General features: G+C 69.6%; 24 protein-coding genes and 1 tRNA gene. 13 read left to right on the top strand and 12 right to left on the bottom strand.

Features of this window, described 5'->3' with window-relative positions:
* Positions 1–12: 12 nt before the first annotated feature.
* A complete protein-coding gene (locus tag JNK12_12590; protein ID MBL8776771.1) occupies positions 13–2,685 on the bottom strand; it encodes a GNAT family N-acetyltransferase in 2,673 nt (890 codons plus the stop codon).
* Positions 2,686–2,776: 91 nt separating this feature from the next.
* Between JNK12_12590 and JNK12_12585 the strand changes: the two genes are divergently transcribed.
* Entirely contained in the window at positions 2,777–3,421 is a 645-nt protein-coding gene (locus JNK12_12585) for a TetR/AcrR family transcriptional regulator (GenBank protein ID MBL8776770.1), read from the top strand.
* Positions 3,422–3,528: 107 nt separating this feature from the next.
* On the opposite strand, the gene JNK12_12580 is transcribed toward JNK12_12585, so the two are convergent.
* The 3 genes from JNK12_12580 to JNK12_12570 all read right to left on the bottom strand — a co-directional run bounded on the left by JNK12_12580 (position 3,529) and on the right by JNK12_12570 (position 6,682).
* Entirely contained in the window at positions 3,529–5,142 is a 1,614-nt protein-coding gene (locus JNK12_12580; GenBank protein ID MBL8776769.1) for a bifunctional 3-(3-hydroxy-phenyl)propionate/3-hydroxycinnamic acid hydroxylase, read from the bottom strand.
* A 107-nt stretch (positions 5,143–5,249) separates the two neighbouring features.
* Entirely contained in the window at positions 5,250–6,122 is an 873-nt protein-coding gene (locus JNK12_12575; protein ID MBL8776768.1) for a fumarylacetoacetate hydrolase family protein, read from the bottom strand.
* Positions 6,123–6,169: 47 nt separating this feature from the next.
* Positions 6,170–6,682 (bottom strand): nuclear transport factor 2 family protein, encoded by a 513-nt coding sequence (locus JNK12_12570; protein ID MBL8776767.1) that lies wholly within the window; start codon positions 6,680–6,682, stop codon positions 6,170–6,172.
* A 102-nt stretch (positions 6,683–6,784) separates the two neighbouring features.
* Here JNK12_12570 and JNK12_12565 point away from each other — a divergent pair, with 102 nt between their 5' ends.
* Entirely contained in the window at positions 6,785–8,182 is a 1,398-nt protein-coding gene (locus tag JNK12_12565; protein ID MBL8776766.1) for a 1-acyl-sn-glycerol-3-phosphate acyltransferase, read from the top strand.
* On the opposite strand, the gene JNK12_12560 is transcribed toward JNK12_12565, so the two are convergent.
* A complete protein-coding gene (locus JNK12_12560; GenBank protein ID MBL8776765.1) occupies positions 8,152–8,610 on the bottom strand; it encodes an SRPBCC family protein in 459 nt (152 codons plus the stop codon). The genes JNK12_12565 and JNK12_12560 overlap by 31 nt on opposite strands.
* A gap of 34 nt (positions 8,611–8,644) precedes the next feature.
* Between JNK12_12560 and JNK12_12555 the strand changes: the two genes are divergently transcribed.
* The 5 genes from JNK12_12555 to JNK12_12535 all read left to right on the top strand — a co-directional run bounded on the left by JNK12_12555 (position 8,645) and on the right by JNK12_12535 (position 12,693).
* The gene (locus JNK12_12555) at positions 8,645–9,220 is read left to right on the top strand and encodes a TetR/AcrR family transcriptional regulator (protein ID MBL8776764.1); all 576 of its coding nucleotides are present in this window, start codon (positions 8,645–8,647) and stop codon (positions 9,218–9,220) included.
* Positions 9,221–9,243: 23 nt separating this feature from the next.
* Positions 9,244–9,720 (top strand): DUF2752 domain-containing protein, encoded by a 477-nt coding sequence (locus JNK12_12550; GenBank protein ID MBL8776763.1) that lies wholly within the window; start codon positions 9,244–9,246, stop codon positions 9,718–9,720.
* A gap of 133 nt (positions 9,721–9,853) precedes the next feature.
* Positions 9,854–10,321, top strand: a complete 468-nt coding sequence (locus JNK12_12545) for a hypothetical protein (protein ID MBL8776762.1) — start codon at positions 9,854–9,856, stop codon at positions 10,319–10,321.
* A 102-nt stretch (positions 10,322–10,423) separates the two neighbouring features.
* Positions 10,424–11,227: a hypothetical protein gene (locus JNK12_12540; GenBank protein ID MBL8776761.1), complete on the top strand. Its 804-nt coding sequence runs from the start codon at positions 10,424–10,426 to the stop codon at positions 11,225–11,227.
* Between the two features lie 140 nt (positions 11,228–11,367).
* Positions 11,368–12,693, top strand: coding sequence for a TrpB-like pyridoxal phosphate-dependent enzyme (locus JNK12_12535; GenBank protein ID MBL8776760.1), 1,326 nt, complete (start codon positions 11,368–11,370; stop codon positions 12,691–12,693).
* 16 nt (positions 12,694–12,709) lie between these two features.
* Here JNK12_12535 and JNK12_12530 read toward each other — a convergent pair whose 3' ends face one another.
* Positions 12,710–13,579 (bottom strand): thioesterase family protein, encoded by an 870-nt coding sequence (locus tag JNK12_12530; GenBank protein MBL8776759.1) that lies wholly within the window; start codon positions 13,577–13,579, stop codon positions 12,710–12,712.
* A gap of 107 nt (positions 13,580–13,686) precedes the next feature.
* On the opposite strand from JNK12_12530, the gene JNK12_12525 reads away from it, so the two are divergent.
* On the top strand, positions 13,687–14,118 hold the full coding sequence (locus JNK12_12525) for a hypothetical protein (GenBank protein ID MBL8776758.1): 432 nt from the start codon (positions 13,687–13,689) through the stop codon (positions 14,116–14,118).
* 9 nt (positions 14,119–14,127) lie between these two features.
* Here the strand turns inward: JNK12_12525 and JNK12_12520 are convergent, their stop codons facing one another.
* Positions 14,128–14,499 carry a DUF4190 domain-containing protein gene (locus JNK12_12520; protein MBL8776757.1) on the bottom strand — a complete coding sequence of 124 codons (372 nt, stop codon included), beginning with the start codon at positions 14,497–14,499 and terminating at the stop codon, positions 14,128–14,130.
* Between the two features lie 465 nt (positions 14,500–14,964).
* Here JNK12_12520 and JNK12_12515 point away from each other — a divergent pair, with 465 nt between their 5' ends.
* Both JNK12_12515 and JNK12_12510 read left to right on the top strand, forming a co-directional pair.
* Positions 14,965–16,209: a hypothetical protein gene (locus JNK12_12515; protein MBL8776756.1), complete on the top strand. Its 1,245-nt coding sequence runs from the start codon at positions 14,965–14,967 to the stop codon at positions 16,207–16,209.
* 230 nt (positions 16,210–16,439) lie between these two features.
* Positions 16,440–16,601, top strand: a complete 162-nt coding sequence (locus JNK12_12510; GenBank protein ID MBL8776755.1) for a hypothetical protein — start codon at positions 16,440–16,442, stop codon at positions 16,599–16,601.
* A 113-nt stretch (positions 16,602–16,714) separates the two neighbouring features.
* Here JNK12_12510 and JNK12_12505 read toward each other — a convergent pair.
* Positions 16,715–16,791 (bottom strand) — tRNA-Val (locus JNK12_12505).
* Positions 16,792–17,653: 862 nt separating this feature from the next.
* On the opposite strand from JNK12_12505, the gene JNK12_12500 reads away from it, so the two are divergent.
* The gene (locus tag JNK12_12500; protein ID MBL8776754.1) at positions 17,654–18,592 is read left to right on the top strand and encodes a hypothetical protein; all 939 of its coding nucleotides are present in this window, start codon (positions 17,654–17,656) and stop codon (positions 18,590–18,592) included.
* 103 nt (positions 18,593–18,695) lie between these two features.
* Positions 18,696–19,511 carry a hypothetical protein gene (locus JNK12_12495; protein ID MBL8776753.1) on the top strand — a complete coding sequence of 272 codons (816 nt, stop codon included), beginning with the start codon at positions 18,696–18,698 and terminating at the stop codon, positions 19,509–19,511.
* Positions 19,512–19,665: 154 nt separating this feature from the next.
* On the opposite strand, the gene JNK12_12490 is transcribed toward JNK12_12495, so the two are convergent.
* A complete protein-coding gene (locus JNK12_12490; GenBank protein MBL8776752.1) occupies positions 19,666–20,352 on the bottom strand; it encodes a hypothetical protein in 687 nt (228 codons plus the stop codon).
* A gap of 174 nt (positions 20,353–20,526) precedes the next feature.
* Positions 20,527–21,663 (bottom strand): hypothetical protein, encoded by a 1,137-nt coding sequence (locus JNK12_12485; GenBank protein ID MBL8776751.1) that lies wholly within the window; start codon positions 21,661–21,663, stop codon positions 20,527–20,529.
* A 153-nt stretch (positions 21,664–21,816) separates the two neighbouring features.
* Here JNK12_12485 and JNK12_12480 point away from each other — a divergent pair, with 153 nt between their 5' ends.
* Entirely contained in the window at positions 21,817–22,911 is a 1,095-nt protein-coding gene (locus JNK12_12480; GenBank protein ID MBL8776750.1) for a DUF4935 domain-containing protein, read from the top strand.
* Between the two features lie 281 nt (positions 22,912–23,192).
* On the opposite strand, the gene JNK12_12475 is transcribed toward JNK12_12480, so the two are convergent.
* Together JNK12_12475 and JNK12_12470 are read right to left on the bottom strand one after the other, a co-directional pair.
* Positions 23,193–23,702, bottom strand: coding sequence for a hypothetical protein (locus tag JNK12_12475; protein ID MBL8776749.1), 510 nt, complete (start codon positions 23,700–23,702; stop codon positions 23,193–23,195).
* Between the two features lie 61 nt (positions 23,703–23,763).
* Positions 23,764–24,906: a hypothetical protein gene (locus tag JNK12_12470; GenBank protein MBL8776748.1), complete on the bottom strand. Its 1,143-nt coding sequence runs from the start codon at positions 24,904–24,906 to the stop codon at positions 23,764–23,766.
* Between the last annotated feature and the right edge of the window lie 868 nt (positions 24,907–25,774).

Here is a 25,774-nt window from a genome sequence, read left to right as displayed (position 1 = left end):
ACCCAACCCGGGTCAGAGGCGGCGGAGCTCGATGGGGTCGAGACGCCGCCAGGGCGCCAGGCGGACCCGGACGTCGGTGACGACCGCCCCCTGGGACGACACGATCACCGGGTTGGCCACGACCTCGGCGGCCTCGGGCAGGTCGTCGGCCAGGCGACTGAGACGGGCGAGGAGGTCGGCCAGGGCCCCGCGGTCGACCGCAGGCTCGCAGGCCGCCAGCCATTGGCTCAGCGGTGCGGTGGCGAGGAGACGCTCGATGTCCACGTCGGTGAGGGGCAGCACGCGCAGCACGGCTGGGGCGCCGGTGGCGCCTGCCGCGCCGCCGGCGCCCAGCGAGAGCACACCGCCCACCGCCGGGTGCTGGTGGAGCCCCACCGAGAGGTCCAGTCCCGGCTGCACCATCGCCTGGACCAGCGCCGGCACCATGGCGCCCCCGAGTGCGTCGCTCATGCGCCGATGGGCGCGTCGCACCTCGTCGGGTCTGTGGAGGTCGAGCGCGACGCCGGCGGCCTCCGTCTTGCCGAGCGACTCCAGCCCGGTGGCTTTGAGGGTGACCGGGAACCCGATGGCCTTGGCGGCCTTCACGACGTCGGCGGAGGATCCCGCGAGCCGCCGCGGGGCCACGGCGATCCCGAACGCGGCCAGCAGCGCGTCGGCGTCGGCGGGGCCGAGAACGGTGCCCTCCAGGTGGTGCGCGAGCACCTCCTCGACCAGGAGTCGGGCGCGCTCCTCGTCGACCCCGTCGAGCGGCGGTGGCTCGCCGGCCTCCTCGGCCCGCCACGCCCCGTAGGCCGCCGCGGCGCCCAGCGCCCGCGCCGCGCGCTCGGGGAACGTGAAGCTCGGCACCGCGCCGTCGCCCGGGCTGGGGAGATCGACCGCCCCCACCCCGAGCGCGGTGGCCACGACGGGCTTCCCGCCGATGGGCGCCGTGGCGGTGATGGCATCGATCACCTCCCCGGTGCGGTCGCTCAGCGGCGGGGCGTAGATGACCAGCACCGCATCGACCTCGGGGTCGGCGGTCACCGCCTCGAGGGCGGCCGCGTACTCGTCCGGGCCGGCACGGTGGGTGAGGTCGACCGGGTTGTCAGCCAGCCCTTCGACGGGCATCGCGGTGCGCAACCGGTCGCGGGTGTTCGCACCAAGGCTCGCGAGCGTGAGCCCGGCGCCGACGCAGGCGTCGGCCGCCAGTCGGGTCGGACCGCCGGCGTTGCCGACGAGGGCCACGCGCCGACCCGTGGGCACCGGCTGGTGCAGAAGCACCCGGGCCACGTCGAACATGGCCTCGATCGCATCGACGCGGATCACCCCCATCTGCGCCAGCAGTGCGTCGGCGGTGGCGCCCTGGAGCCACGGTTGCTCCGCCCATCCGGCCATGACCGCGCCGCTCTTCACCGCCACGACGGGCTTCTGACGGCCCACGCGGCGAACGATGCGGCTGAAGCTCCGAGCGTTGCCGAACGACTCGAGGTGGAGCAGGACGAGCCGGGTGCGCTCGTCGTCCTCCCAGTACTGGAGCAGGTCGTTGGCGCTCACGTCGGCCTTGTTGCCGGCCTCGACGAACGTGGAGATGCCCAGGTCGAGCGACTCGGCGTGGTCGAGGATGGCGGTACCCAGGGAGCCGGACTGCGAGAGCAGGCCGATGGGCCCGGGCGACGGGCGCGCCGGGCTCTGCGACGCGTGCAGGCGAACCTGGGGGTCGGTGTTGATGACGCCCAGGCAGTTCGGCCCCACCACACGCATGCCGTATCGGCGGGCGAGGCTGACGAGGTCCCGCTCGGCCGCTGCTCCTTCGGGCCCGGACTCCCGGAAGCCGGAGGACACGATCACCAGGCTCTGGACCCGGGCGCGTGCGCACTCGAGCACCGCGTCGGCGACGAGCGGGGCGGGCACGGCGATCACCGCTTGGTCGACGGGCTCGGGCGTGTCGAGGACGCTGGCGACGGCGGGGATCCCGGCGACGTGATCGGCGGCCGGGTTGACCGGGTAGACCGCGCCCGTGAACCCTGCTGCGACCAGGTTCACGACCACCTCGTGGCCGAGGCGGCCCGGCTCGCGCCCGGCCCCGATCACCGCGACCGAACGCGGTGCGAGGACCCGGGCGACCGACCGGACCTCGGCCGAGTGGCTGCGGGCTTCGACGGCCGCGAGCGCCTCGGCGGTCGGCTCGATGTCGAGCATCACCTCGATCACACCGTCGCCGAACTCGCTGGTGGTGCGGAACCCCGCCTGGCGGAACACCCGGAGCATCTTGCGGTTGGACGGCAGCACCTGGGCACTGAAGCGACGGAAGCCGACCTGGCGGGCGGCCTCGGCCAGGAACTCGAGCAGCACGGTGCCGATGCCGAGGCCCTGGTGGGCGTCGTCGACCATGAAGGCCACCTCGGCCTCGTCGCGCCCGGACCAGCGGTCGTAGCGGGCGACGGCGATCAGATCGTCCCCGAGCACGGCGACGAACGCCATGCGGTCCTGGTAGTCGACGTTGGTGAACCGGTCGAGATCGCTTTCGCTGAGGGTAGGACGCGGAGTGAAGTAGCGCAGGTAGATGCTCTCGGCCGACTGGCGGCCGTGGAAGTCCCGCAGGCGCTCTCGGTCGTCCGGACGGATGGGTCGGACGTGGGCGGTCGAGCCGTCGGCGAGGACGACATCGGACTCCCACTGCTCGGGGTAGGGGTCCTCGTCGGGCATCGGTCCCACGCTAGAGGGCGGCGCGTTGCCGTGGGCCGTAGGGCCGCGAGGGGCGGTCGGGGCCTCTTGCCAAGTGTGGGAACATGGCCACGTGGGGGACCTCGACACCGCCGACCTCGCCACGGGGACCGGAGGGTTCGACGACACCCGCACCCGCGACTCCCTCGCCTTCCGCGACGAGCAGTCCCGCGACGCCATCGTCGACGCCATGCTCGGTCTCTACCACCGCGGCGTCCCCGACCCGACCGCCCTCCAGATCGCCGACCAGGCCGGCGTGTCGCTGCGAGCGGTGTACTTCCACTTCTCCGACCTCGAGACGCTGGCCGTCGAAGCGGTCCGCCGGCAGCGATCGCAGATCGAGCCGTTGCTGGTCCAGCCCGCGGCATCCGGATCGCTCGAGGAGCGCATCACCGACACCGTCGCCCGCCGCTGCGAGCTCTTCGAGATCGTCACGCCGGTGCGACGGGCCGCGCTGCTCATCCGCCACCGCTCCCCCACCATCGACGAGAACCTCGCGTTCCTGTCGAAGCTGCTCCGCGACGAGCTCGCCACCACCTTTGCCGCCGAACTGACGGCGCGCGACGAGGCCCACGGCGACGGCTGCGCCCTGCTCGACGCACTCGAGCTCGTGACCAGCTGGGAAGCCTGGGAGCGGCTCCGCACCTCCCAGGCCCTGACCCGTGACCGGGCCCGCACCGTCCTCCAGGTGACCCTGACCGGACTGCTCCGCGCCTGATCGCCGGGGGTATCCCCCGTCTGGCTTCCCTGGGCCGCGGATCCGTCCGAGCGCTACGAGCGCTACGAGCGCTACGAGCGCTACGAGCGCGACGAGCGCTACGAGCGCTACGAGGCGAGTGGCCCCCTGAGCTGCGCGGCCAACTGGTCGATCAGCGCCGGCAGCTCCTCCTCCGTGCGGGCGACGCCCCAGACGTAGTGGTCGGGCCGCAGGATCACCGCGGCGACGCCGTGCTCGCCCAACCACGCGTCCACCTCGGGGAACCTGGCTGCCTCGGCGGTCCTGGCGCCAGGGCGCACGTGTGGCGTGCCGCCTTCGTCGTCCTCACCCCAGACGAGCGACCATGCACCTGCGTCACTCCTCGTGAGCACCGTGAAGTCGCGGGCGAGCTCGTCGAGCGCGGTGGCGAAGGGGTCGTCGAGGCGGGGGTTGATGAAGCAGGTGCCCGCGGGCGCCACCACGGCGCCGGTGTCGTCGCACTGGAGGACACCGGTCCCGAGGGACGGGAGCATCTCGCCGGGCCCGCCCTTCGGCGCCAGTTCGGGGTGATCCCGGAACTGCTGGTTGCGGACGGCCGCCACTTCCGGATCCAGGGTGCAGATGATCGACCCCATCGACACAGCCAGGTCGATGATCGAGCGCACGTGGGGCGATCGCTCGGTCTCGTAGCTGTCGAGCAGGTGGTCGTCGGCCATGCCGTCCAGCACCCACCGCAGCCGCCAGGCCAGGTTGGCGGCGTCGCGCACACCGGCGCACATGCCCTGGCCCAGGAACGGCGGCATCTGGTGGGCGGCGTCGCCCGCCAGCAGGAACCGTCCGACCCGCCACGGGGACGCGATGAGCGCATGGAAGCGGTACACCGCCGAGCGGATGACCTCGACTGCGTCCGGGTCCACCCACTCGCCGAGCAGGCGACGGAACACCGCGGGCTGCTCCATGAGTTCGGGGTCCTCACCAGGGAGGAGCATGAACTCCCAGCGCCGGCGGTGACCGGGCATGGGGACGAACGTCGCTGGCCGCTGTGGATCGCAGACCTGCTGCACCACGTCGGGCAGGTCGAGGTCGTCCCGGAGCAGCTCGACGTCGAGCACCAGCCACGGCTCGTCGAAGCCGAGGTCGTCGAAGGCGATGCCGGCGGCTTTCCGCACCGTGCTGCGGGCCCCGTCGCACCCGACGACGTACCGCGCCCGGTGGGTGACGGTCTGGTTCCACGCGAGGTCGCGGACGGTGAGCTCGACGTGGTCGCCGCGGTCGACCACGGCTTCGACGTCGTGGCCCAGATGCACGTCGACCCACGGACAGGACTCGGCCGGTCCTCGCAGCGCCGCCTCGAGCTCGGGTTGGTAGAACATCAGCCCGGCGGGCCAGCCGTAGCGCGTGGGCCCCTCGGGAGCATCGAAGCCGAAGAGCTCGGCGCCGCCCCGCGCCTCGAGGAAGTGCATGCCCTTCACCGGCGTCGTGGCCGGCAGCACGGCCTCCGCCACCCCTGCGTCGTCGAACACCCGCATCACCTCGTGGTCGAGGTGGGCGGCCCGCGGAAGCGGGAACACCGTGGTGGAGCGCTCGAACACCGCCACCGAGTGCCCCCACGGGGCCAGCAGCGCCGCCAGCGTCGCCCCCACCGGTCCGAACCCGACGATGGCCACGTCGTGGATGGCGTCGGGGTCGCGGCCTTCGCCGGGAACCTCGCCCGCGGCGGGCGTGCGTCGATCCAGGGGCATGGGGCTCCTCGGCGGGTCAGGCCTCGAAGTGCGAGACGCCGTAGACGCGCTCGATGGTGAGCTCGAGGATCACCCGGTCCACGCCGGCGAGGGTCATCGGAGGCCGGTCAGATCCGGGCCGTGTCCGCGGGCTCGGCGATGACGGGGTTGGCGATGGTGCCCACCCCCTCGATGGTGATGGTGACCACGTCACCCTCGTTCAGGAAGGCGGGCGGCGACATCGCCATGCCCACCCCGTCGGGGGTCCCGCTGGCGACGAGATCACCCGGCTCGAGGGTGCAGACGGTCGAGAGCGTCGCGACCTGCTCGAAGCAGTCGAAGACGAGGTTCCGGGTGTTGGAGGACTGGCGCTGCTCGCCGTTGACCCAGGTGGTGAGGTCGAGGTCGTGGGGGTCGCCGATCTCGTCGGCCGTGACGATCCAGGGGCCGATGGGCCCGTGGGTGTCGAAGGACTTGCCGAGGTTCCACTGCGGCGTGCGGAACTGCCAGTCGCGGGCGGTGACGTCGTTGACCACGAAGTAGCCGGCGATGACCTCGTGGGCGCGCTCGGCCGGGACGTGGCGGCAGGGACGGCCGATGATGAAGCCGAGCTCGCCCTCGTAGTCGACCATGGTGCTGGCCCGGGGCAGGTGGATCGGGTCGAACGGGCCGGTGACGCAGCTCACCTCCTTGTTGAAGAACACGGGGTGCTCGGGGGTGGGCATGCCCGACTCGGCGATGTGGTCGGCGTAGTTGAGGCCGATGGCCATGAAGTTGCGGGGCCGGGGCACCGGGCAGCGCAGCTCGACCTCGTCGAGCGCCAGCCGCGGGGCGGCCGCCGCAGCCGCCTCCGCCGCAGCCAGCGCGTCGGCGCCGGCCGCCAGCAGGGCCACCGGATCATCGGGGACCTCGGGGGCAGCGGCGGCGAGGTCGACGACCTCGTCGCCGACCACCACCCCGCCCCGCTCGCGACCATCGTGGGAGAACCTCGCCAAGCGCATGCCCACAGATTCGCACGCGGCGCGGGCAACCGCTTCCGGCGCCCGCTTCAGGCGTCGATGGTGCTCTGGCCGCCGGTGCCCCACCAGCTGGCGGTGAGGGTCATGCCCGGGCTGTCGGTCCAGGGCTCGAGGGTCTCGAATACCCGCTTGTAGGCCGTCCGGGCGATGTACCAGCACCCGTCGCGCTTGACGTACTCGTCGGTGTAGAACGCCGCCCCCCGGATGATGATCTTCCACTCGGCCTCCACCACGACGTCCTCGAGCGCCCAGGTCCCGGTGGCGGTGTCGGCGCCCGTGAGCTCGATCTCGGGGTGGTGCATCTTGTGGCTCGAGAGGAAGTGCTCGGAGGCCATCGAGCTCGACAGCCACGCCATGATGTCGTCGCGGCCCTCGTGGTGGTACTTGCCGGCGCTGTAGCTCGCCACGCAGTCCTCGGTGAGCAGCGACGCGAGCTCGTCCCACTCCTTGGTGTCGACGCAGCGGGCGTAGGCGTACTTCAGGCGGCAGATGGCCTCGATGTCGGCGAGCTGCTCGGGGGTGTGGGGTTGTCCTGGCCTCATGGCCGCCGACGCTACCGGCCCGTCGCCGTGCCGGCCGCCGACGTCGGCGCTCGGTCGGCCGAGGGTCCGGGCGAGCCCCGGTCGAGGAGTAGCGTCGCCACCGTGAGCCGCCGCCGCGAGCGCCCTCCCGTCGCCCGTCGCACCGTCGACCGGGTGCTCGCCGGGCTGGCGCTCGTCCTCCTGCTCGGCTTCTACCGCCGCGTCGAGGTGCACCCCGAGCGCCCCGAGCTGGGCCGTCGGCCGGTGCTCGTGGTGTCCAATCACTTCAACGGTTTCGTGGACCCGGTCATGCTCGTGCGGGTGCTGGGGCGCGTGCCCCGATTCCTGGCCAAGTCGACGCTGTGGAACGTGGTCGCAGCCCGCCCGTTCCTGGCGCTCGCGGGCGTGATCCCGGTGTACCGCAAGGTCGACGTCGGCGACGGCACGGCCAAGAACGACTCCACCTTCCGGGCGTGCCACGAGGTGCTCGCCGAGCGCGGGGTGGTCGCGATCTTCCCCGAGGGCACCACGCACGACCGCCCCCAGCTCAGCGAGGTGCGCACCGGCGCGGCCCGCATCGCCCTGGGAGCGAAGGAGGCCGGCGTCGAAGGACTGGTCATCGTGCCGATCGGGCTCACCTTCGACGACAAGATCGCCCTGCGCTCACGGGCGCTCGCCCAGGTCGGCGAGCCCTTGGACCTCGACGCCCGCATCGGCGAGTTCGTGGACGAGGGCACGCCCGTCTCCGAGCACGACCACGCGGCCGTCGAGCGCCTCACCACCGAGATCACCGCCCGCCTGCGGGCCGTGTCCCCGCACTACGAGGACCTCCGGGAGCAGCAGGCCCTCCGATACGCGGCCGAGGTGTCCCTGCGGCGCCACGACACCGGCTGGGAGTACACCGTGCCGCTCGGCGAGCGTGAAGTGCTGGCCCAGCGCCTCGCCGACGCGCCGGCCGACGACCGCGAGCGGGTGCGCCGGGCGGTCGCCGACTACAACCTCGACCTCACCGGCGCCGGCCTCCGCGACGGCGAGCTGGTGGCCGGCTACCGGCCGACGAAGCTGCTGCGCCATCTGGTGGGTACCGCCGTGCTGGTGGCCGTCGTGGCCTCGCTCTCGCTCATCGGCGCCCTGGTGAACCTCATCCCCTACACCCTCGTGCGGGCTGCCAGCCGGCGGGTCGCGGCGCCGGTCACGAAGGGGACGGTGCGCCTCCTCGTCTCGCTGGTGGCGTTCCCGCTGACCTGGTGGGTGTTCGCCATGATCGTCGCCGACGGCTGGGAGGCGGTCCTGTTGGCCACCGTGCTCACGGCCGTCGACGGGCTCGTGGCCGTGTTCGCCTTCGAGGCCATCGCCCGTCTGCTGCGGGACTACCGCTCGTGGCGCAGCGTCGCCGAACGACGGGGCCTGCTCGACGTGGCCCAACGGCGACGCGAGGAGACGGTGGCCGTCATCGACTCCGTGGCGGCCCTGGTGGCGAGCCCCGCACCTCAGGTGGTGGAGGCCTCGCCCGCGCCCTGACCGTGTGCGGCGCCGGCCTCGGCCACCCGCTTGAAGCCCTCGTTCTCGGTGGCGATGGCCTTGCGCAGCGAACGGCCGGCGACGAGCCCGAACAGGCCGCTGGCGAAACCCTCGACGTCGAGGGTGAGCCGGTTGCGGCAGCCGTCGCCCTCGGCACTGAGGTGGTGACCGCCCCGCAGCCGCAGCGGGCCGAGTGACGTCTCCCACTCGAAGCAGCTGGGCTCGTCGAGGCGCGTCACCGTCCACACCCGAGCCGACTGCGCGGGTTGCTTGATGCGCGCCTGGCTGCCCACCGCGAGGTGGCCGTCGCCGAGACGGGTGACCTCGGTCATGGTCGGCGTGGCCTCGGGCCACCGCTCGACGTCGAGGGTGAGGGCCCACACGCGGTCGACCGGGGCGTCGATGAGGAGATCGTGCTCGAGGTGCATGGGCCGAAGTGTACCAAGTGGTACACTCCCGTCAATGGGAGCCGCCCGCGACGAGCTGCTGGCCAAGGTGATGGACCACGTCGCCACCCACGGTCTCGCCGACGCCAGCCTGCGCGAGATCGCCGACGCAGTGGGCACGAGCCATCGGATGCTCAACTACCACTTCGGCGGGCGGGACGGCCTCGTCGCCGCCATCGTCGCGGCCATGGAGTCCCAGCAGCGCGAGTTGCTGGTCGCGTTGGCGGACGGCGCGTCCTCCCCCGCCGACGTGGTCCGCGCCCAGTGGGCCGAGCTCAGCAGGCCCGAGGTACGCCCGTTCATCCGGCTCTTCTTCGAGGTGGTCGCCCTCGCCCTGCACGGCCGGCCCGGCACCGAGGGCTTCCTCGCCGGGCTCACCGAGCCGTGGCTCGAGGTGGCGGGCGGCGTCGCCGGGGGCATCGGGGCCGAGGTCTCGGCGGACGAGCTGCGCCTCGGCATCGCCGTGATGCGCGGCCTGCTCCTCGACGCGGCCGCATCCGGCGATCCCGCCGCCGCGGGCGCCGCCCTGGAGCGCTTCCTGTCCATGTGGCAGCCCGGCGAGGGCGAGCCACCCCGCGTCGGGGCACGCTGACCGTCACGACCTACCATGGCGCCGTGGACGTGGTGCCGGCAGCGACGGACGAGGCCGCCGACGCGCCGAGCGCGGCGCCGGCCCGCCGCCCGCGGCCGCCGTGGGTCGCCCCGGCGGTGGTCGGCGCGGCCGCCATCGGCGCCTGCGCCCTCGTGCGCTTGCTGGACCCGCCCGCCACCGAGGGCAACCCGCCTTTCTGCCCGTTCAAGATGATGACCGGCCTGGACTGCCCCGGATGCGGCGCGACGCGCTCGCTCAACGTGCTGTTGCAGGGCGACGTGGTCGCGGCCGCCGACCACAACCTGCTCTTCGTGCTTGCGCTTCCCGTGGTCATCGTCGCCTTCGGCGTCTGGACCGCCCGGCGCCTCGGCGTCCGGGCCCCGTCGCTACCGGGCCCACGGGCGTGGTTGCCCGTGACGGTCGTGGCCATCGCCCTCTTCTGGGCCCTGCGCCTCCTGCCGTGGGACCCCTTCACCTGGCTCGCCTCCGGCCTCACCTGAGCGGAACCCCCGGGCGCCAGTCCCGCGGGCGCAGGGCCGTGGGCCGATCGGCCCTTCCCGCTCCACTCCGATCCGGGTCGTGCCGATGGGACTCCGGCTCGGGGCGGTGGTCGCCTCGCCAGGAGGTACCGCCGTGAAGAAGACGCTCGCCCTGCTCGCCCTCGTCGCCGGCCTGGCCGGCCTGCTCGGCGCCGGGGTCGCCGTGGCCGCCGTGGGCGCCACCCACGATCCCGCCCCGGAGGCGGCGCCGGCACCGACGGAAGGCGTGAACCTGGCCGAGGCGCCCACCACCCGGGTGGCGGTCTGGGTCGACGGCACCGGATCCGGCACCTACACCGTGATGCGAGGGAAGGGCATCGTGGCGGTGACCAACCCGGTCGACGGCTCGTGGTGCATCCGCTCGCTCGTCCCCGGGTTCCACCCGCGCCGGGTGGTACCCGTCGTGAGCGTCGAGTACTCGCTCTCCGAGACCAACGACGCCGCGGCCCAGTGGCGCTCCGGTCGTCCCAACTGCCCCGCCGGCACCATCGAGGTCCACACCTTCAACACCGGGACCGGCATCCCGGACAACACGGTCGCGTTCACGGTCATCATCCCCTGATCGCGGCCACGCCCGGTGGCGCCGGCGCGAGGTTCGCCGCCGGCCCACCGGGAGCACCGCGTCGCCGGGCCCCGCATCGCACGGTGTTACCGTCGCCGCGCCATGACGGACATCCCCAGCCAGCTCCACTCCGTCCCGAGCCGCCTCGGCACCACCGCGCACTACGACGACGGGGTCTTCACGATGTCGCTGGAGCCGACGCCCGAGACGCTCCACCACGGGATCGTCCGGGCGAGCGCGCTCTCGTTCCTCGTCGACGCCCTGGCCGGCATCAGCCTCGACCAGGACGTGGAGGCGTGGACGCTGACCACGGACCTCTCCCTGCGCATGCTGCCCGTCCCCGCCCTGCCGCGGGTTCTCGCCACCAACACGATCGTCCGCCGGGGCCGACGCTCGTCCACGTGCACCGTCGAGGTGCGCGGTCCGGCCGACGAGCTCGTGGCCACGGGAGCCATCAGCTTCGCCACCGTGCCGCGCAAGGACGGCGATCCGCCGAAGCCGACGGTCTCGTTCGCGGAGGCCGCCCGCCTGTTCCGTGACCGCCCGACGCTCGACGCACCGCTGCGGGAGGCGGCGGGCGTGCGCGTCCTCGATGCGGGGGCCGGCGTCGTCGAGGTGGACGTGACGCCGTCGCTCCAGAACCCCGCGGGCACCCTCCAGGGAGCGATGGTCGCCCTGGTGGCGGAGTGCGCCGTCGAGGAGCTCGCCGGCGCCCGGGCGGGAGCGCCCGTGATCGTGACCGAGCTGGACCTCCGCTACCTCGCCAAGACCGGCGCCGGCCCCGTGCGCTCCTCGTGCCGGCCGCTCGGCGACGGCCCCGAGGCCCCGGTCGAGGTGACGCTCACGGATCGATCGGTCGACAGGGTCACCACCCACGCCTACGTGCGGGCGGTGGCGCTGCCCTAGGCGAGGCGGGACGGCGGCCCAACCGCCGTTGACTACCGTGGGCGCGCCGCCGGGCCGACCGGCGCCGGAGTCGCAACGCGAGGAGCACCGCCGTGGACGAGACCGTTCGCCAGCACAAGTTCGTCCTGGACGAGTCGGAGATGCCGACCGCCTGGTACAACATCGTCCCCGACCTGCCCAGCCCGCCGCCGCCGGCGCTGCACCCGGGCACGCTCGAGCCCGCCGGGCCGGACGACTTCGCCCCGCTGTTCCCGATGGACCTCATCCTCCAGGAGGTCTCCACCGACCGCTTCATCGAGATCCCGGGGGCGGTGCAGGACGTCTACCGCCTGTGGCGGCCGAGCCCGCTCTTCCGCGCCCACCGCCTCGAGCAGGCCCTCGGGACACCGGCGCGCATCTACTACAAGTACGAGGGCGTCAGCCCCGCGGGCAGCCACAAGCCCAACACCGCGGTGCCGCAGGCGTACTACAACGCCAAGGCCGGCATCCGGAAGCTGACCACCGAGACCGGCGCCGGCCAGTGGGGCACGGCGCTGGCCTTCGCCTGCGCCCTGTTCGACATGGAGTGCGAGGTCTGGCAGGTCGGCGCCAGCTACGACCAGAAGCCCTACCGGCGCCTGATGATCGAGGCCTTCGGCGCCGCCGTGCACCGCTCGCCCTCCCCGCTCACCGACGCCGGCCGGAAGTACCTGGACGAGGACCCGCACCACCCCGGCTCGCTCGGCATCGCCATCTCCGAGGCGGTCGAGGTCGCGGCCCAGGACGAGGCCATCCGCTACTCGCTCGGCAGCGTGCTCAACCACGTGCTGTTGCACCAGACGGTGATCGGCGAAGAGGCCCTGCGCCAGCTGGCGAAGGCCGGCGAGTCGGGCCCGGACGTGATCGTCGGGTGCACCGGCGGCGGCTCCAACTTCGGCGGCCTCGCCTTCCCCTTCCTGCGCGAGAAGATGGCCGGGAACATGGACCCGACCATCCGTGCGGTCGAGCCCGCCTCGTGCCCGTCGCTCACCCGCGGCGTCTACGAGTACGACTTCGGCGACAGCGCCGGCCTCACCCCGCTCATGAAGATGCACACGCTCGGCCACGACTTCGTGCCCGACCCGATCCACGCCGGCGGGCTGCGCTACCACGGCATGTCCCCGCTGCTCAGCCACATCTACGAGCTCGGCCTGATCGAGGCCTTCGCCGTGCCCCAGACCGAGTGCTTCGCCGCCGGCGTGCAGTTCGCTCGCACCGAGGGCATCGTCCCGGCCCCCGAGCCCACCCACGCCATCGCTGCGGCAATCCGGGAAGCCCAGAAGGCCAAGGAGACCGGCGAGGAGACGGTGATTCTCACCGCGCTGTGCGGCCACGGCCACTTCGACCTCGCCGCCTACGACGATTACCTCGGCGGGCGCATGGTCGACGAGGACGTCACCGAGGAACGCCTCGCCGCCGGCCTCGCCACCCTCCCCTCCGTCGGATAGCCGCCGGAGGGGCCGGTCAGGCCGGCGGGAAGCTGAACAGGAAGATCTGGGTGCCGTAGGCGACCAGGCGGGGCTCGTCGGCGCCGTCGTCGCCGCAGTCCCAGAGCGCCATGTCGGCCGAGGCGTAGCCCTCGCCGGCGTGGCGCGCCCGATTGTGGGCCAGCAGCCAGGGCGACCGCCACGCCTCCAGCACGTGCAGAGTCAGGTCGACGCTCGGCGCGAACCACTCCCGCTCGCCGGGGCCGAGCTTCTCGGCCACGGCGCCGGGCATGGTGTCGACGAGCACGGGAAGGCCGAGGGGGTCGAGCGAGCCGTCGTCGAGGTACGGCGGGTCGTCGAAGCGCACCCACTTCACGTGCTCGGCCCGGTCGGGGACGTACTCCTCCCACGGGGCATGGCCGGCGATGGCCCGGCCTTCGACGAGTCGGTCCCAGAAGGCCATGGGCGGGAAGGGCTCGACGTCCGGGGGCGGCGGCTCACGGAACGACCGACACGCCTCGGGTGGGGGCCGGTCGGCGGGCGGCTCGAGGTCGGTGAAGTGGAACCCTCGCCGCTCGGCCCCGAAGATGGCGGTGGTGAGGTGACCGCGGGCGGCGCCCGGATTACGGACCTCGGCCCGAGCGTGCGACATCGACCGCCCTCTGCGCAGCACCTCGACGTCGACCTCCACCGGGCCGGCCGCCACCTGCCCCACGAAGCTGGTGTGCAGCGTGCGGAGGCGCTGCTCCGGGTGGTCGAGCTCGGCCTGCATGGCCCGCACCGCGATGGCGGTGACCACCCCGCCCTGGGGCAGCGGGCGCAGCACCCAGTCCTCGTCGATCGTCGCCCGGTACCGCCCCTCCCCCTCGACGTCGACCCGCGTGCCGTCGAGGAACGGGTTCGCCATCCCCGCACCGTGCTCGCCGCCGCCCCCCGGGAGCAAACGAGTTCCGACGGAACGCCCCGACCGGGAGGTTCCGCCCTCGGGCCGGCCAAACCTACGGTGGTGCACCCATGACGCCGTCTGCCTCGCATGGCGACCCGAGCCGATCCGCGCCAGCGACCCTCGCGACGATCGAGGCCGCCCTGCGGGCGTGCTGGGACGAGCGCACCTGCGACCCGGTCGACCTCCCCTGGTCCAGCGACTACCCCTCCAGGGGCCAGTGCGGGGTGACCGCCCTGGTGTTGAACGACCTGCTCGGCGGCGATCTGATGGTCGCCGAGGTGCTCTTCCCCGACGGCAGCCGTCAGGGCTGGCACACCTGGAACGTCTTCGGCGACGGCCTGGAGGTCGACCTCACCCGCGACCAGTTCCGAGCGGACGAGGCGATTCAGCCCGGCGACCGGATCACGCGCCCACCTGGCCGCCCGAGTCGCGAACCCGAGCGCTACGAGCTGCTGAGGGACCGCGTCCAGGCAGCGCTCTCCCTCGACCGGCTCGGGTGACGGCTTCCGCTACTCACCGGCGGCGAGCAGGGTGAGCTGCAGGAGGAGCATGGCGACGAAGAACAGCAGCCCGACGCCGGCGAGGATCATCCCCGCAAGGGCGAGCTCGGCACCCCACTCACGACCGTCGGACGCCGCGATCTCGTTCCTCGCTTTGGTGCCGACGACGAGGGCGGCGATGCCGAGCGGAAAGCACCCGAAGGCGCTCCCGCCCAACGCGAGCGCAACGATCGCGTTGACGTTGGCCTGACGTCGCGGCGCCGGCGCGGCCACGACGCTCGCACAGTTCCAGCAGTAAGCGCCGCCGGCCACCAGGGCGGCGCCGCATTGGTGGCAATGCCGCACTTGTGTGTCAGGCGTATACCCGCCGCTCGCACTCATCGACGTCGACCGTACTCCCAGCTCGATGCGTCCCGCGGGGGCTCCACCGAGAGGGCATCCGAGCTCATCGGCCAGGCGTTCGCCGAGGCCCCCACCACAACCATGGGTACCGACTGCCCGTGGGGGTCACTCCCGCCGAAGCAGTCGATCGGCCCCAACGGGATAGGCCGACCCCCGCCACCACTCACCGGGACAGCCGCGACTTGCTCCTACTTGGACAGGTGGACGTCGACGAGGACCTGAGCGTCACCCGCGTGGTACCCGCCCCGGTGTGCAAAATCGCTGAGACCGCAGGCCCGGGCCACTGGTGACCCGAACGAGCTCCGCCACTGGGCCGTGTCAATGCTGTCGGCCCGCGGCAGTCCCGTTGTCTCGGTGACTGGCCACTAGTCTGGTGCAGCTTGGCACTGTTGATCCAGGGAGCTGTTCATGATGGGCCGAATATCGAGGGTCACCGGGCCCGCAATGGCTCTGTTGATCGTGTGTGGCTCACTCGCCGTCCCCTCGGCGACCGGAGCCCTCGGGACCGCAGGGACGCTGGACCCGACGTTCAGTGACGACGGCCGGGTCGAGACCGATCTGAAGCCAGGCGACCACGACCTCGCCCTCGGGGCCGCAGTCCAGCCAGACGGAAAGGTGGTCGTCGTGGGGCGTGCCGGCGGGCAAGGAGGGCGTGCATTCGTGCTTCGCTACACCACCGTCGGCGAACTCGATCCGACGTTCAGCGGCGACGGTCGGGCCTTCATCAACCTTTCTCCCGGGGATGACCTGGCGACGGACGTCGTGGTCGACAGCACGGGCTCCATCGCCGTGTCCCTCACCGCTTCGGACTTCCAGCAGGTCGGCATGGCTCGCTTCCTCCCCGACGGCACCCTCGATCCGTCGTTCAGCGGCGACGGCAGAGTGGTCACCGACTTCCGGCCCGGCTTCGAGTACGCCTACGCGCTCGTCGAGGACAACCTCAACCGGTACTACCTGGGCGGCGGTGTCGACGGCCACGGCGGCCAAATGGCGGTGTTCAGCTATCGCGACGACGGGTCGGTCAACGACTACTTCAGCGACTCTGGTATGCGCACCGCCAACTTCGGGCCGGGACAGGACTCCGGGTACGCCATCGGGGTGAATGCGGAGGACGGGGTGTACATCGCCGGGCCGTCGCGAACGAGCGCCGGAACCGACGTCATCGCCATCGCCCGCATGAGTCGGTTCTATTTCAACCTCGGACTCGACCGCGCCTTCAGTGATGACGGCAAGGCCGTCTTGGACATGACTCCGGGCTACGAGGACGTCGTCGACCTGGAGCTCCAGGGACGAAAGGTGGTGGTGGCGGGCGAGGCCAACCGCCGGATCGGTCTGGCACGGTTCAACATCGACGGGACCGTCGATACCACCTTCGGCGACGGCGGAGTCCGCATCACGGATCTGCAAGGCAACGCAGAGTTCGCCCAGGCCGTCGAGATGCAGCCGGGCGGCCCTCTCGTCGTCGCCGGGCGCATGAGTGGCTCGGGAGGAAGGATGCTCGTGGCCCACTACGACGTCAACGGCACACTGGACCCGACGTTCGGGGTCGGCGGCATCGCATCGGCCAACTTCACCAGCGCCTGGGACATCGCCACCGACGTCGCACTGGCGCCCGACGGTGCGATCTTCGCAGCGGGAAGCGCCGACAGCGACAGCCGCGTGGCCGTCGCCCGCTTCCTGGCCAACTGACCTGAACCTACGCCGAGTCACATCACCGGCGTACCTCCAGTGCAGTCGACACGCGAAGGGACGACCATGAAGTCTGATGACGAGAACCCCTACGTGGAGTACCGGGACGGCCAAGGGTGGATCGACGTCGTGCCCGAGACAGAGGAAACCTCGTCGGATCCCAAGGAATGCGGGTGACAACACTCGAGTACCGGGCTCAGAGGGTCCAGGCACTGGCCAGAGTCCACAAGATGCGGCGCTTGGGCTTGGTCGGTGGCGTCGACAACGCTGATGGCAGCATCACGCTCTGGCGTGAGGATCTCCATGGGGAGGTGGTGCCCGACCGGGTCGATCTTCAGGCGGGGGAGGCGAGCTACCGGGCCGCCGAGGAACGCAACGATCTGCCCTGGTGATCGAGCACCGGCTTCCGAGTCCAGGGTCGTCCGCCGAGATCGGACGCCCCCGAGCGCGACGAAACCCCAGCGCCGGCGGCGGTACGACCGCTGCTGACCTGGGGTTTCTCGGGTGGGCCGTACAGGACTTGAACCTGTGACCCCCTGCGCGTCATGCAGGATCGGTCCGTCCACCGGAGTCCACTGAAGTACGTTTCCGCTGGTCACAGCGTTGCGGCCGTCCACCGGCGTCCACCCCAATCGGCCGAAGTCGACCCACTTGCCTGTCAACTTGCCTGTCAGAGTCACCTTCGCGCCCCTGCGCCCGACGAGCGTTGGAACGGTTGTTGCAGGATCGGAAGCGTGATGAGTGCATGACTCGCCTTGACCTCCTGAGCGGCTCCAGCCCAGACTTGGCCGGTACTGGCGACATGCCGATCCCCTCGGGATCGGGTGTTCATGGCATGGCTTCGACAGGTCGGATCGCCAGCGACCTCCCTACGAACTCGAACCCTAGGAGAAGCCATGACCGTCCCCCTCCTCGACTCGGGCGCGGGCGAACCCGACCCACCTGTGTTCGGAGAGACCCCATGTGATCTGTGCCGCGGAACGACCGCCCGTGGCATGTACTGCGGCCGGTGGGACCTCACCCTTCCGGACCTCGATGCTGCCGGTCGCACCGGCCTGCGGTGCCTCGGCCACGACGTGCCCTCTGAAGCCGACTCGTTCAGCCTGGTAGCCCGGTACCTGTGCTCGGACTGCTACGCACGGATGGAACCAACCAGGGACTGAGCTACCGCCGCGAACCCTTCCGCCCGCCCGCACAGCGGCAGCGGCTCTCCGAGTGACCTTTGCCGTGTGAAGGCCCTCCACCGACATCCGGCCTTTCCGGTCACCACGGGTGGACCCCGGAGATGCCCGGGATAAAGGGGTTCTTGGTACCGGACGCGACGGACGACGACCGGCCCGAGCGGAAGCTCCCGCGGCCTGGTCACGGCCTGAGTACTCAGGTTAGGCGCCGAACACCGGACGAACCGCCACGGCGCGGCCGCCCCGCGCCAGGCTGTACGACGATGCCTGACCGCACCTTCACCGGCCCGCCCGTCGAAGAACTGCCAAGCCTTTCCGCCGCACTGGTGGAGGAGGTTGACCGTCTCCTGTCATCACCGCGCTGGCGGCTCCTGATGCACTCCTCGACAGTGAGCCACCACATTCACGCGGCCGCATCCCTGCGCCACGTTGCGGTACTCCTGACCGATGTCGCGGACGCTGTTGAAGCTCACCGTGAGATCGCCGTTCGCGTTCTCGGCAGAGCACACATCGAGGCGTGGCTGATCGGCATGTACGTGGTGGTCTACGGAGACGATGCCATCGCCGACATCGAGGCGGGGTACGTCCGTGCGATCTCTGCCCAACACAAACGGCTCGCCGAACACGACGAACGACGGCGTGCGGAACTCGCGGACGCGAAGCGCCGGAACAAGGCGATCCGGTCACAGAATCGGAACAGGCGACGGTGGAACGACGCGCATCCGGACGACGTACCGAAACCGTTCACCGAAGAGGTGCCTCTGCCATCCCGCCCTTCGATGGACATCGACCTGCACTCTGCGCTCGCGGACGGAGCACCCGACCTTGGCGATCCGCCTCCCCTCGCGCTCGCTGGCGTCGCTGCTCGCCTTGCCGAACACGCGCGGACTGAGGAGGGACCGGACGCAGTGCTGGATGTCGTCTACGACCTCGGCTACCGCGGACTGTCCTCACTGGGGGCACACCCGACGCTCTGGGTTCTGAACGCGTACCTGGACTTCAAGCCGACAGGCGCGATGGTGGGCACAATCGCCACGATTAACGCCAGGTCGATGGCGGATGCGATCCTCGACTCAGCGGTCCACATGACGGCGGTGCTAACTCTCAAGGTGATCGGGCTAAGAGCGGACGATGCACCGGTCGCCCAATCAATAGTCGCGAGGTACGCGTACGAGACGGTCGACGGGACTAGCGCACCCTGACCAGTGGACGACCTCGGTACGCCAGCCCATCACTTCTGACATCAGTCGATAGACGTACCTAGACCCAGCGATTCGGGCCGAGCCTCACAAGTAGTATCGCAGCGTGATCATCCTTCGTGAGTTCCTGTACCGGCAGGACGATCTCGTCGCACAGTTCTTGGAGCAGCTTGAAGGCGGCGAGTTCGACGAGCAGCACATCAGGGAGCAAGCAACTCGCGCGACTGGAGTCGGTGCCACTGCAAGCGTCGGACCGTTGGCCGCGTCAGGCGACCACCGACGAGAAGGAACGAGCGAGACTGAGTTGACCATGCGCCAGACGGCGGGGTCGCGATTCAACCGCCTTCATGCGCTTCTCGATGCGAGTGGGTCGATCCAGCCACTCGAAGCCCTCGATGACGACATCTGGGACCAGATCGGGCGGAACGAAGTCGTTGAGGTCGAAGCAGTACTGAACCTGCTCCCGGGGGTGTTGGAGATGAGCCAAGCGACCAGCCTCTCCGGCCTACTCCCTGTGATCAACATGATGAAGGACCTGCCGGACGAGTTTCGCCCGGACGACTTCAACCCGGAGGATGCCGAGCAGATGAGCGCGCAGATTAGCACGATCGACTCATTCGCACAGCACCTCGGCAGCGGCCCGATCCCATGCACCTTCGTTCCAGCCGGATCATCCCGCTACACCTTCTTCGCCGAACTAGCGCGTGCGAGCGTCGAAGGCGAAGTTGCTGATCTGGAGGGAGAGGTGACTGTGCTCGCGAGACTCAAGCGCAAGATCGCCAAGGGAAAGCCAGAAACTCTAGGTGGCCTGCCGGGAATCCAGTTGAACCGGGAGCAGAGGCGTACGGGCGGCGCAGCACCGTTGACCACGCAACTTCGGTACCCGGCGGCGGTGGCGACCGTCATCGGCATCTACCGGTAGGCGCCCGCACCGCTTCTGACTGGGGTCTTGCATCTAGTCAGGTGCCCGTGGAAGCTCCGACCGGCACGAGAAGTGAATTGAGCCGAAGTGGCGGGACCAAGCCGCACAGGCCAAGGGAGAAGCTATCCCTGCGCACCGTACCGACAACCACCGATCAGGGCGCCGGTGCCCCTGGTATTCCGTCTTGGCCCGCCTCGGTTGGGTACTGCGAGGTGTCGGGCGAAGGATTGGGAGGAACATCGTGCATGAACTTCATCGGGCCGTCCCGCAGGATGTCCCGGCCCGCATAGTCGATGGCGAGTACGTCTGGCCAGTCGATCTCCACGCCCGCTGGCGGGAGGTCCGTCAGAAATCGGCGTGCCCCGCTGCCGAGCTTGACTTCGGAGAAGGCCAGGTCGTAGTCACCGAAAACGGTAAGCAGGACTGAACCGAGTGTCAGGATGACCCAGGACATTCGCGCTGGTCGTTCTACCGACTCCCAACTGACGAAGTTGCACGTCAGCCTGTACGTGGTCCCTTGGAACTGGCCGAGATGGACAGCCGCATGTTTGGAGCCCCCGTTGTATAGCGACCGTCGCAGGCGTGGGGACATAAGGATTTGATTCTGCGACGAAGTGAGCATCACAGCGGTCTTTATCGCCCAACGTCGAAGGAAGAAGGCTTCCTTCTTGGACAGTCGACGTGGAAGGCCAAGGATCATCACCTTGAGGGCATCCGCTACTTCGTCCTCAAGTCGGCGCATCCATCCGTTGTTGCACTTCGCACACACGTAAGTCGTGATGATCACGGCGTCTCTGTTCCAGTCGTCTATTTCTCGACGACTGGCGTTGGTGCTGCGCATGTAGTCAGCTCCGTAACGAATGACCCAATCCGGCCAGCCGTGCTCTCGCGATCCACCATCCCGTCCACACCACAGGCACTGGTCGATCATCCGATGGAGGACCGAGCCCACATCACGAGGAACCCAGTTGTGGGTGTCATGTCGGCATGGCGGAGTGAATTCGGAACGTGACCGTCACTGCGCGCCATCCCGGCCCGCGTGGAGCGTGGCCCGAGCCGTTCCGACCTGCCATCGGCCTCGGTAGACCTCCTGGAAGGCGTCGCATGACCGAAGGGTCGCCCGTACCTTGTCTTCGCCCTGCGGCACGCCGAGCGCAGGCAACAGCCCCGCTAGCTCGCTTGCCCTCCGGGGACTCCTGCCCGATCGGGCAAGGGTCCTGAGGGAGGCCCGCAGTAGCACACCGTCCGGTTTGCTCGCGGAAAGGTCCGCCCATGACGGAGTCGCGCACAGGGCCTGGGCAAATTGCTCGGACGCGGATTGCTGTTCCGCGAGGAGCGAAAAGGCCAACTCGCCGACCCCCTTGGCGAACGATCGCATGCGGTGCCTTCTCTGAGGCGACGCGACCAGTGCCAACGAGATAGACGATGCGACCGCCAGCGCCACCACGTGGCCATAGCGGTTGGCGAGCCACCGGACTACCTCGACCATGCCCGCGCCAGCGATCAGCAAGCTGTGAGTGCTTCCCTGCACGAGCTTGCCAAGCTCGCCCGCGTCGCCCGCCGCCCCGAGAAGGCCCACCCAGTCGCTGTGTGCTCCGAAACTCTGCTCGCCGCCGTACACAGCCTCGAACGCGTGTCGGTCGTTCGTCAGGTAGAACGCCCCAAGGACCAACGCGAGAACCGCTGATGGCACGTCATCTGGGTCAACGTCACGGAGAAGTTCGATTCGTCGTCGTTCGTCGGTGCTCAGTGTGGCTTCGAGTTGGTCGTCGATGGGCACCACGCGGAGCAACGGCAGGTACTCCTCGCGCCACGCCCCCAGGAACGCCCGGTGCTCGGTCGGACCATCAGTCCACTCACGGCTGTGCTCCTCGACCTCCTCGACCACGTGCTCGGCGCATAGGAGCCGGAAGAGGCCCGCGTTCGCGCCGCTCACGAGGGTCGTCCGACGCCGTTGACGACAGGCGTAGAGCACGTCGTTCCGGAGGCGGCACGCGTCCGCGACGATAGGAAGGACCTCGATGAGAGGGCTAGCGAGAAATGCGCCGTCATCGGGCGCGACAACAGGCCGCGCCGCTGCGCGGAGGTGCTCATCGCGGACATAGGCGCCGATAGCGGCGGCCCGCGACTCATCGACACCAGCAAGCGTCATCGCAATAGCTTGGACGACCAGCGACGGCCGAGTGATGACTTTCGACGTGGTTCCTGAGCGCGGACCCATCACCGGCGGCGACGGGTGGTTACCACGGACCGCATGACGAGTCGCTCGGGTCGCAGTCAGGCTGGACCTATAGCGTCCGTCGCGATGTGGACCGTCGTGCTCGACACAACTGCCATCGTGGGTGACTACCGCCTTCGTTCACCTGCCGCCGCTGCACTGCTCGAACGGGCAGCCCAGGGTCAGCTTCGAATCGTCGTCCCCGAAATCGTCATCCGAGAAGCCGTCGGGCGGTACCGCCGCGATCTCGACGACCTCGCCCGGCACTCGGCGAAGCAGCGCACGCTCGCCCACCGCCTCGGAGTCACCATCGAGCCCGCCGATATCGACACCGACGCGTGCGCTCACTCCTACGAGAAGGACCTTCGCGCCGCACTGCACCAAGCAGGTGCTCGAACACCACCTCCGAGCGACGTGCCCCATCTCGACCTCGTCGATCGGGCCATTGCCCGCCAAGCACCGTTCCGTGAGAACGGCACCGGCTACCGCGACGCCCTGATCTGGGACACCGTGAGAACCGAAGCGGCAACCGCAGATGTCGCCTTCGTGACCGACAACCACACTGACTTCGCGGAGTCCCAAGAGGCCGTCTCGCTCGTCACCCAATCGCTGCGGGCTGACCTGTGGCGCATGGGCGAGAAGGACGATCGAGTGGTGGTCCTGCGCACACCGCGCGCCGCGATCGACTATCTCTTCACCCGCAACGAGGCGCTCCTCGCACAGTTGCAGTCCAGACCGCCCGTCGATGGGGACAAGCTCGTCGATACCCTCGACCCGCTCATCCCCGTGCCCGACGGCATCGCCGCGGACCTCGACCTCCCAACCGGCGCGTACAACGTTTGGGTCGTCGCCGTCATGACCTACGCGAACGAAGACGACCCCTCGAAACCACAGCCAGTCAGAGTGACGAACGCGTACTACGCCGCCGAGAACCACGCGCTCGTAGAGTTCGTCACGACGGTCAGCGCCCGTGTCGAGTTCCTCCTGAGCGAACCCGATCTCGCCACGCACCCCGGACCTCTAAGAGGGTTCTCCGTTCTAGAAGAGGCAGAGAGCCCATCGCCCGAGCCGGTTCTATTGTGCGTGGCCAACCGTGACCTCGACCTGGCCTTCCTGGCGACGTTCGACACTGAACAGGATGCGGTCACCGACTGTCTCTACGCCCGCATGGCGGTCAGCTAGGCCCGAACTGACCGGGCCTTCGAGCGCGGCCGAGGAGCGATGCGCTCGAAGCTAGCGGCGGTGAAGGCCCGACGGCTTGGAGCGTCCCGCTCGATCACGTCGGCGGGCCGCGTGAAGCATTTCGCACTCGTCAGAAGAGTCCCGGTTCGTTCTTGGCCGTGGTGCTCCGCCAGGTGGCGGACGGCGTCAGGCGAGGCTGATGTTGCGGTATTGATTGCTGGGGCAACGAGAACTCCCCCTTCGATCATGAGCGACACCGACGCCGTACAGACTTCTTTGACCTAGTCGACCGTATCGGACCTAGGTGGCTCGGCGGGAACCTGCCCAGCCATCCACTCGAAGTGCGACCAGTACACCGAGCCTGATGTGCTCTGTCGGAACTTGATGTAGTGCTCAAGGATTGAGAAGCAGTCGCGGATGCTCGGACCCCACACGGTCAGGAACGGCTCTCTTTCCACCAGCCCCTCGCTGATGAGCACGCCAACTGGGTCGTAGGTGGCGCACACGGTGTCGGCCGATCGGCGATCCTGCGTGCTCCACGCCCGATGGTCCCGGCTGTTGCGGAGCACCTCCCGGACGTGAGTTCGAGCGGCACGGACCTCCGGCGCTTGAAGGAATTCTGTCAGCCGCAGAAGGCTCTCAACACGTGTGGCCTGAGCGGTCATCGAGAGTGATCGCTCCGATGCCTTGGCGATGCTGCGCGTGAGCCACGCATACGCAGCGGTGATCAAGAGGAGCGCAACGGTGCAGACGGCCTGCACGGCAGCGGAATGTTCATCAAGCCAGGTCACCGGGCATTCCTGCTGCTCACTCGGAGCCGGAGAGCGAATCGTCGCATCGCCGAGGAGCGCATCACGCGGTTCCGCCGCCTTCGATTGCAGCCTGGAGCGACGCGATCAACGACTTGACCTCATCGACGACTGATGCCGCAAGGGCAGCATCGACGCGAACGCCCTTGAGGCTGCCCTTGTGCAACGGCTCGGCACCGGCGATGTCGAGCGCGGATAGGGCGTAGGCACCAAGCGGCTCTGCGACCGAGGGGACGACCTTGACGGTGTTGTCATCCACACCGAGGTTGAGATCGCTCAAGCCGTACCAGCCGACCGTCCCCGTCGGGAACGCCCAACCGATCGAAACCGGCTCTGATCGGTCCGGCACCTTCATCCGGATCGACATGCCGCTCGTGCCCCAGTTGAGCGCGAGGCCGCGAGCTTCGCACCAGGTGAACAGGTCCTCCAGGGTCGCGGCGAAGGTCTCGTCCTCGATCCGTTCGAGGAACGCTTGTCGGGTCAGCATCGGCTTCGACGCGGCTCCACTCGATCCGGGCGTCGGCTTCAAGACGGTGCGAGCCTCGAACGCGGAGAGGCTGTCGCCTTCGAAGCGGACGAGTTCGACCAGGTAGAACGCAGCCGAGGACGACTGCATGTTCAGGTACTCGGCGGTGCGCTCCATGGCGTCCGTGAACCGTTGGGCGACAACCACGAAGTGGAACTCGCCGACGGCCAGCGCTGCTGTGAGCCGGTCTATGAATCCGGCCGCGTCGTCTTCCTGCCACGTCGCCTCCCACTGCGCGGCAGCAGCTTCGAGAAGCGACGCCTTGGCCTTGGTCGGACCCTCTGCGCACCGGGGGCCGGTCAGGTACGGCACGACCACCTTGGCCTCGAACTGCTCGTAGCTCATGCGCCACAGGTCCGATCCGTAGTCGACTAGCTGCGAGAGCGCGGACCGGAAATCAGGGTTCTGCGGGCCGGTCTTGAACTCGATGATCACCACGTCGCCTGCTGGCGTCACGCCCAACAGGTCGACCGCTCCGGACGGAAGGCGGGTTTCGCGCCCGATGACCATGAGCGGACCGGCCAGATCGAACTCGTCGATGGGTAGCAGATCAGGGTGATGCTTCATTCGTTCCTGCAACTGCGCCTCATCGTGCGCCGCAACCTCTTCCAGGACCGGCGACTCCCCGCCCTCCCGCACGACGACGATCTTCCTGGCCATGACTACTCCCTTCGGCTACGCGCCCGCACAGGCCTCTCGGCGAACCGACCTACCGGGCGACCGGAGTGGCGCACATCGGGCAGAAGTTCCAGCCGGGCGACAGCGCCGCTCCGCACGCGCAGTTCTGGATTCGCGCTCCTGAAGACGGAGCAGAAGCCCCAGACGCTTCGGCCGCAGTGGGAACGAAGCCCCGCTTCGGGCGGGACTTGACCTTGCCTGACCCACAGTTCGGGCACTTCTTCCAGCGTTCGTAGTTCGCCCGCTGCTTCGCGTAGCCGGTGTTGACGCCCGACCCCATGACGCTGCCCTTGACCGGGCCTGCGTCGGGCGACCATGCGTAGCGCTGCGCAAGCCATCGGTGGCCGCACACCTTGCACTCGCGACCCTCTTGGGATGTAGCACCGACACGATGGAAAGGTAGCGCGACATCGCTCCCTCGATCATCGCCCAGACCCTGGCCTCGACTGGTGCCGACGACCGATCGCGGGGCAGTTCTTTCTGCTCAGCCCCCACATGGTCCTTGTCAGCACCGGCCCGCAACCCCGGCCGCCTCAGCGCTCTGATCTGGCATGTTGCATCATCGAGATGACTGGGTACGCCACGGAGAGCGACCACCGCGACTCGTCGCCGGAACGTCGCTACCTGCCTGCTCCTGTCGACCGACCGGCAGGCCGAAGAGGGCCTTGGCCTCAACGTGCAGGCCGACGCCACCAAGGACTGGCCTAAAAGGGGACTGCCGCGCGTTGAGGTGACACGGGTTGTCAGGCGGCGGTTGCCGTCTGTGGGGTCATGATCATCTCGAACTCGATGGGGGTCAAACGTCCGAGCCGGGCCTGGCGGCGACGGTGGTGGTAGGTGCGTTCGATCC

Source organism: Acidimicrobiales bacterium (assembly GCA_016794585.1).
Taxonomy (GTDB): Bacteria; Actinomycetota; Acidimicrobiia; order Acidimicrobiales; family DATDAH01; genus JAEUJM01.
The sequence above is the reverse complement of the archived record's forward strand: the minus strand, read 5'-3'. Positions and strand labels throughout refer to the sequence as shown.

Excerpts from the sequence above, each read along its gene's own strand:
- JNK12_12570 (MBL8776767.1), bottom strand. The coding sequence starts at position 6,682 with ATGAGGCCAGGACAACCCCACACCCCCGAGCAGCTCGCCGACATCGAG.
- JNK12_12590 (MBL8776771.1), bottom strand. The coding sequence starts at position 2,685 with ATGCCCGACGAGGACCCCTACCCCGAGCAGTGGGAGTCCGATGTCGTC.
- JNK12_12490 (MBL8776752.1), bottom strand. The coding sequence starts at position 20,352 with ATGCGCAGCACCAACGCCAGTCGTCGAGAAATAGACGACTGGAACAGA.
- JNK12_12530 (MBL8776759.1), bottom strand. The coding sequence starts at position 13,579 with ATGGCGAACCCGTTCCTCGACGGCACGCGGGTCGACGTCGAGGGGGAG.
- JNK12_12510 (MBL8776755.1), top strand. The coding sequence starts at position 16,440 with ATGCGGCGCTTGGGCTTGGTCGGTGGCGTCGACAACGCTGATGGCAGC.
- JNK12_12555 (MBL8776764.1), top strand. The coding sequence starts at position 8,645 with ATGGGAGCCGCCCGCGACGAGCTGCTGGCCAAGGTGATGGACCACGTC.
- JNK12_12515 (MBL8776756.1), top strand. The coding sequence starts at position 14,965 with ATGGCTCTGTTGATCGTGTGTGGCTCACTCGCCGTCCCCTCGGCGACC.
- JNK12_12480 (MBL8776750.1), top strand. The coding sequence starts at position 21,817 with ATGTGGACCGTCGTGCTCGACACAACTGCCATCGTGGGTGACTACCGC.
- JNK12_12485 (MBL8776751.1), bottom strand. The coding sequence starts at position 21,663 with ATGACGCTTGCTGGTGTCGATGAGTCGCGGGCCGCCGCTATCGGCGCC.
- JNK12_12525 (MBL8776758.1), top strand. The coding sequence starts at position 13,687 with ATGACGCCGTCTGCCTCGCATGGCGACCCGAGCCGATCCGCGCCAGCG.
- JNK12_12540 (MBL8776761.1), top strand. The coding sequence starts at position 10,424 with ATGACGGACATCCCCAGCCAGCTCCACTCCGTCCCGAGCCGCCTCGGC.
- JNK12_12535 (MBL8776760.1), top strand. The coding sequence starts at position 11,368 with ATGCCGACCGCCTGGTACAACATCGTCCCCGACCTGCCCAGCCCGCCG.
- JNK12_12500 (MBL8776754.1), top strand. The coding sequence starts at position 17,654 with ATGCCTGACCGCACCTTCACCGGCCCGCCCGTCGAAGAACTGCCAAGC.
- JNK12_12560 (MBL8776765.1), bottom strand. The coding sequence starts at position 8,610 with ATGCACCTCGAGCACGATCTCCTCATCGACGCCCCGGTCGACCGCGTG.
- JNK12_12470 (MBL8776748.1), bottom strand. The coding sequence starts at position 24,906 with ATGGCCAGGAAGATCGTCGTCGTGCGGGAGGGCGGGGAGTCGCCGGTC.
- JNK12_12580 (MBL8776769.1), bottom strand. The coding sequence starts at position 5,142 with ATGCCCCTGGATCGACGCACGCCCGCCGCGGGCGAGGTTCCCGGCGAA.
- JNK12_12520 (MBL8776757.1), bottom strand. The coding sequence starts at position 14,499 with ATGAGTGCGAGCGGCGGGTATACGCCTGACACACAAGTGCGGCATTGC.
- JNK12_12575 (MBL8776768.1), bottom strand. The coding sequence starts at position 6,122 with ATGCGCTTGGCGAGGTTCTCCCACGATGGTCGCGAGCGGGGCGGGGTG.